The following is a 5,706-nucleotide window of genomic DNA, read 5'->3' as shown; positions in this document are numbered from 1 at the left end:
TCCAACGCGGATTACACGCGGTTCACCGACAAATCCAACGCGGTTTCTATACGATTCAAAAGAGCCGTCGCCCCTGCAACACGAAAACGCCCCCTGTGCATCTTCGGGATGCACAGGGGGCGCAAGTAAAGCTGACTACATGAGTCCGCGATGCTTCCACCTTTGAAGCGCTCGTTGATCGCCTCCATGATGGCACCGTCCTGCGGTCGTTTCGCTCAGGATGGCAACGTGCGGAGCCCTGGCGGCTTCGTCCAGAACGACGAATCGCACGGGTTCCTTCGACAAGTGGCTCGATGGCCGAACGCCGGATCGCAAAATCAACCGCGCACCTCGACGGCGCTCCGCACGCCCTAGCGCTCAACCCACCTTCGGCCGCTTTCCTTCGCCCGGTACATGGCAACGTCAGCGCGATCCAGCAGCGAGCGAACGGTGTCATCCGGCCGCACGAAGCACACGCCGCAACTTGCCGCAAGCGAGAACGACCCCGCCTCAGCCTGGAACGCATGGCGCTCGATCGCGTCGATCTCAGCGAACAGACGCTCCAGATCGCCTTCCGAAAGTCCTTTCGGCGCGCACAGCACGAACTCATCGCCGCCGAAACGTCCGACCCACCCGTCGAAAGAGCGTGAGAAACTGCGCATCTTGCTCGCGAAGTACTGCAAGGCGTCGTCGCCGGCAATATGCCCGTACGTATCGTTGATCTGCTTGAATCCATCGATGTCGAGCAGAACCACGGCGGCCTCTCCCGCCGGCGATCCGCCACGTGCAGCCTGAACGAGAGATTCCAGCTCGTTGTTGATGAAGGTCTTGTTGTACAGCTTCGTGAACCCGTCGCGCACGGCGAGTTCGTTGAACTTCGTGATCATTTGGGTGATCTCGATGTTGTCGCGCACCTCGATGTCGGCCACCAGCAGGCTGTCCGTCACATCCTTGATCAGCTCGAGCACAAGCTCGGCGCCCTCTATGTCCATCGGCACGCTGGTCACGTGAAGCACGCGACCGTCGAGGTACTCGATCTTGAACACGGCGTCCTGCATCGTCAGGCAAGCGCGCGACGAGCAGTTGAGACACGGATCGTCCTGGTTCCACAGCTGGTAGCAGGGACCGTCGACCTCGATCAGACGATCCCCATCGCGGTCGTACGCGAACACCCGGTGGTCGCGCGGATCGACCAACCGGTAATAATCGAATCTCAGCAGGTCGGTCGCGGCGCTCGCAACCTCAGGATGGATGCTCGCGTACGGGAACACAGGCTACCCCAGCTCCGCCAGCTGCGCTTCCACGCGAGCCAGCTTGTCGGTCATCTCGGCATGCTTGGCGCGATCCTTCTCCACGATCTCGGGCGCGGCCTTCGCCAAAAAGCCCGGGTTCGACAGCTTCTTGCCCAGCTTCGCGGCGTCGGCGGCCAGCTTCACGCGCTCCTTCTCCAGGCGGGCGCGCTCGGCTTCAAAGTCCACCAGGCCCGACAGCACGATGTACACCTCGAGGCCCGGCGCCAGCGTCACGCTGGACTCGGCCGGCTTCTCCACGTCGGCGGCCATCTGAAGCGAGGCCACATTGCCCATGCCCTCGATCAGCCCGCGCTGCGCCTCCAAGCGCGCGATGTCGTCCTCCCCCGCTTTCACGGCCACGGCCAGCTGCGTCTTCGGCGAGATGCCGTAGCGGGCGCGCGTGCTGCGGATGGCCGATACCGTCTCGCACACCATGTCGATGGCACGCTCGGCATCCGCGTCCACGTACTGCGCCAGCGCATCGGCATCGGGCCATGCGGCCACGATGAGGTACGGCGCCTCCGTGCGGTCGATAGGCAGCTGCTGATAGATCTCTTCCGTCACGAACGGCATGATGGGGTGCAGCAGGCGCAGCGCCTGGTCGAGCACGAACACGAGGTTACGCTGGCACGCCGCGCGATCCTCAGGCGAGCCGTTCAGGCGCGCCTTCGAAAACTCGATGTACCAGTCGCAGAACTCGTTCCAGAAGAACGAGAACAGCTCGCGCGTGATCTCGCCGAACTCGAAGTTCCCGTACGCCTCGTCGACGCGGGCCACGAGCCCCGCCAGGCGCGAGAATATCCAACGGTCGGCCGGCGTCACGGGCTCGGGCGCGCCCGGCACGTAGTCGTCGAGGTTCATCGTCACGAAGCGCGCCGCGTTGCGGATCTTGTTCGCGAAATTGCGCGAGCTTTCCAGCTTCGCCTCGTTGAACTTGAGGTCCTGCGCACCCGTCACCTGCATGAGCAGGCCGAAGCGCATGCCGTCGGCTCCGTAGTCCTCCATGAGGCGCAGCGGGTCCACGCCGTTGCCGCGGCTCTTCGACATGGGCTTGCCGTCGGCGGCCATCACCGTGGGATGGATGATGACGTGCTCGAACGGGATGCGATCGGTGCAGTACATGGATGCCATCACCATGCGCGCCACCCACAAGCCCATGATGTCGCGAGCCGTGGACAGCACCTGGGTGGGATACGCCTGCTTCATCTGCGGCGCGTCCATGCCCTCCTCGGTCCAGCCCATCGTGGCGAACGGCCACAGCTGCGACGAGAACCACGTGTCCAGCACGTCCTCGTCCTGGCGCACGGGCTTCCCGCACACGGGGCACGTCTCGACGTCCTCCACCGACGCGTCCTCCCAGCCGCACTCGTCGCAGTAGAACATGGGGATGCGGTGGCCCCACCACAGCTGGCGCGAGATGCACCAGTCCTTGAGGTTGTCCAGCCAGTCGAGGTACACCTGCTTCCAGCGCTCGGGGTGGAACTGGATGGAGCCGTCCTCCACCACGCGCGCCGCGTCCTGCTTGAGGCCGTCCACGGCCACGAACCACTGCTCGGACTCCCAGGGCTCGAGCTTCGTGTGGCAGCGGTAGCACGTCATGACGGAGTGGTCGTGGTCCTCCACCTTCTCCAGCAAGCCCAGCTCGTCGAACGCGGCCACGACGGCTTCGCGGGCCTCGTCGCGGTCCATGCCGCTGAACGCGCCGAAGCCGTCCACCACGTGCGCGGTCTCGTCGAAGATATTGATGCGCTCGAGGCCGTTGCGCTCGCCCATCGCCCAGTCGTTCGGGTCGTGCGCGGGCGTGGTCTTCACGCAGCCGGTACCGAACTCCCTGTCCACGTGCCAGTCGGCGAAGATGGGGATCTCGCGGTCGACGAGCGGCAGTTTCACCGTCTTGCCCACGAGGTGCTTGAAGCGCTCGTCCTTCGGGTTCACCGCCACGCCCGTGTCGCCGAGCATCGTCTCGGGGCGCGTCGTGGCCACCACGAGGTACTCCAGGCCGTCCTCGGGCTCGGTCAGCGGGTAGCGCAGGTACCACAGGTGCCCCGCCTCGTCCACGTACTCGGCCTCGTCGTCGGAGATGGACGTCGTGCAGTGGGGGCACCAGTTCACGATGCGCTTGCCCTTGTAGATGAGGTCGTCGTGGTACCAGTCCACGAACAGCTTGCGCACGGCCTTCACGTAGGCCGGCTCCAGCGTGAAGTGCTCGTCGGCGTAGTCGCACGAGCAGCCCATGCCCTTGATCTGGTTCACGATGGTGGTGCCGTACTCCTTGTACCAGTCGTAGCACGCCTCGATGAACGCCTCGCGGCCGATTTCCAAACGGCTGATGCCCTGGTCGGCCAGCTTCTTGTCCACCTTGGTCTGCGTGGAGATGCCGGCGTGGTCGGTGCCGAGGATCCAGCGCGTGGGACGGCCCTGCATGCGGGCGCGGCGGATGCACGTGTCCTGGATGGTGTCGTTGAGGGCGTGGCCCATGTGCAGCACGCCCGTGATGTTCGGCGGCGGGATGACGATGGTGTAGGGCTGCCCCGTGCCCGCGCCCAGCTCGGGCGTGCGCTGGAAGTAGCCCGCGTCCATCCACGCGTCGAAAAGCGGGCGCTCGTGGGCGGCGAAGTCGTAGTCGATCTTCTTGCCGCTCTTGTCGTTCGTGTTATCGGCCATGATCTGCTCTTTCGTCCTCAAAGTCTCTCAAACCGAAAAGCGGGCGCGCCGCTCGTCCGCGATCCGCCCGCTCGTTTACCGTATCCTGCGCCCGCGCTACGCGCTTTGCAGGCTTGCCGCATCGCCCGCCGGAAGAGCTTCCGCCCCGTCCGTCGGCTCGATGTCGGGCTTTGTCTCCCCCGTGATGTCCGTCGCACGGATGGTCACCGTCGACGGGCCTTTCTGCTCGGGCAGGTCGTACATCACGTCCTGCAGCACGCGCTCGCAGATGGAGCGCAGACCGCGGGCGCCCGTGCCGTGCTCCACCGCTTCGTGAGCGATGACTTTCAAGGCTTCCGGCTCGAACGTCAGCACGGAATCCTCGAACTCGAACATCTTGGTGTACTGCTTCACCAGAGCGTTCTTCGGCTCGGTGAGGATGCGCACGAGATCTTCCTCGGAAAGCTCGTTGAGCGACGTCACCACGGGGATGCGCCCCACGAACTCGGGGATCATGCCGTACTTGTTCAGATCCTCCGGCAGCACGCGCGCCAAAAGCTCGGCCTCGGCGTGCTTCTTGCTCTCGGGCAGCTCGGCGTTGAAGCCCAGGCCCTTCTTGCCCACGCGGTCGGCGATGATGTCGGCAAGCCCGACAAACGCGCCGCCCAGGATGAACAGGATGTTCGTGGTGTCGATATGGATGAGCTCCTGCTGCGGGTGCTTGCGGCCGCCCTGCGGCGGCACGCTGGCCTCCGTGCCCTCCACGATCTTCAGCAGCGCCTGCTGCACGCCCTCGCCCGACACGTCGCGCGTGATGGACAGGTTCTCGGCCTTGCGGGCCACCTTGTCGATCTCGTCGATGTAGATGATGCCGATCTCGGCGCGCGGGATATCGAAGTCGGCCGCGGTCATGAGCTTGAGCAGGATGTTCTCCACATCCTCGCCCACGTAGCCCGCCTCGGTGAGGGTGGTGGCGTCGGCGATGGCGAACGGCACGCGCAACGTGCGGGCCAGCGTCTGCGCAAGCAGCGTCTTGCCCGAGCCCGTGGGACCCAGAAGCATGATGTTGCTCTTCGCCAGCTCCACGTCGCCGTCTACGGCGTCCGCGCCCAGGCTGATGCGCTTGTAGTGGTTGTACACCGCCACCGACAGCGCGCGCTTCGCCTGCTCCTGGCCCACCACGTGCTCGGAGAGCTCGGCGTACAGCTCGTGGGGCGTGGGCAGGTCGGCCAGCACGTCCTCCGGCGCCGGATCGGCGACCGAAGCCGTCACGACCCCGTCGCCCACCCGCGCGTGACGGCCCTCCTCGGCGTGGGAGAAGCCCTCCGCCATTGCTGCCTCGTCGTGGCCCGGAACGCTCAGCCCCAGGTCGCGCATCATGGCATCGGCGCACACGGAGATGCACTCGTCGCAGATGTAGATGCCGTTCGGCCCCGATATCATGGCCGCCACCTGATGCGGCTGCTTGCCGCAGAAGGCGCAGGCGATATCGGCGTCTCGGCCTTCGAATTCGTCGTCGCGTCTGTCGTTCATGTATCCTGTTCGCTTCTCTACTCGTCGGTGCTCGGCGCAACCGCGCGCGAGGTGGTGATGCGGTCGACCAGGCCGTAGGCGACGGCCTCTTCGGCGGTCATATAGTTGTCGCGCTCGGTGTCGTTCTGGATGGTCTCCAGCGTCTGGCCCGTGTTGTCCGCGAGGATCTTGTTCAGGCGGTTGCGGGTCTTCAGCATGAAGTCGGCCACGATGGCGATCTCGGTCTGCTGGCCCTGCGCGCCGCCGGACGGCTGGTGGA

General features: G+C 65.2%; 4 protein-coding genes. All 4 read right to left on the bottom strand.

Features of this window, described 5'->3' with window-relative positions:
- Positions 1–350: 350 nt before the first annotated feature.
- Positions 351–1,250, bottom strand: a complete 900-nt coding sequence (locus ACMO6A_RS10310) for a GGDEF domain-containing protein (protein ID WP_009608261.1) — start codon at positions 1,248–1,250, stop codon at positions 351–353.
- A 3-nt stretch (positions 1,251–1,253) separates the two neighbouring features.
- A complete protein-coding gene (locus tag ACMO6A_RS10305; RefSeq protein ID WP_009304214.1) occupies positions 1,254–3,935 on the bottom strand; it encodes a valine--tRNA ligase in 2,682 nt (893 codons plus the stop codon).
- 96 nt (positions 3,936–4,031) lie between these two features.
- On the bottom strand, positions 4,032–5,447 hold the full coding sequence (gene clpX / locus ACMO6A_RS10300; RefSeq protein ID WP_009304213.1) for an ATP-dependent Clp protease ATP-binding subunit ClpX: 1,416 nt from the start codon (positions 5,445–5,447) through the stop codon (positions 4,032–4,034).
- 17 nt (positions 5,448–5,464) lie between these two features.
- A partial coding sequence (locus ACMO6A_RS10295; protein WP_418471207.1) for an ATP-dependent Clp protease proteolytic subunit occupies positions 5,465–5,706 on the bottom strand: 242 nt, incomplete at its 5' end.

Origin of the sequence: Eggerthella sp. (assembly GCF_048329335.1) — a bacterium.
Classification (GTDB): Bacteria; Actinomycetota; Coriobacteriia; order Coriobacteriales; family Eggerthellaceae; genus Eggerthella; species Eggerthella lenta.
This window is presented reverse-complemented; position numbering and strand designations above follow the sequence as displayed.

Excerpts from the sequence above, each read along its gene's own strand:
- ACMO6A_RS10305 (WP_009304214.1), bottom strand. The coding sequence starts at position 3,935 with ATGGCCGATAACACGAACGACAAGAGCGGCAAGAAGATCGACTACGAC.
- clpX (WP_009304213.1), bottom strand. The coding sequence starts at position 5,447 with ATGAACGACAGACGCGACGACGAATTCGAAGGCCGAGACGCCGATATC.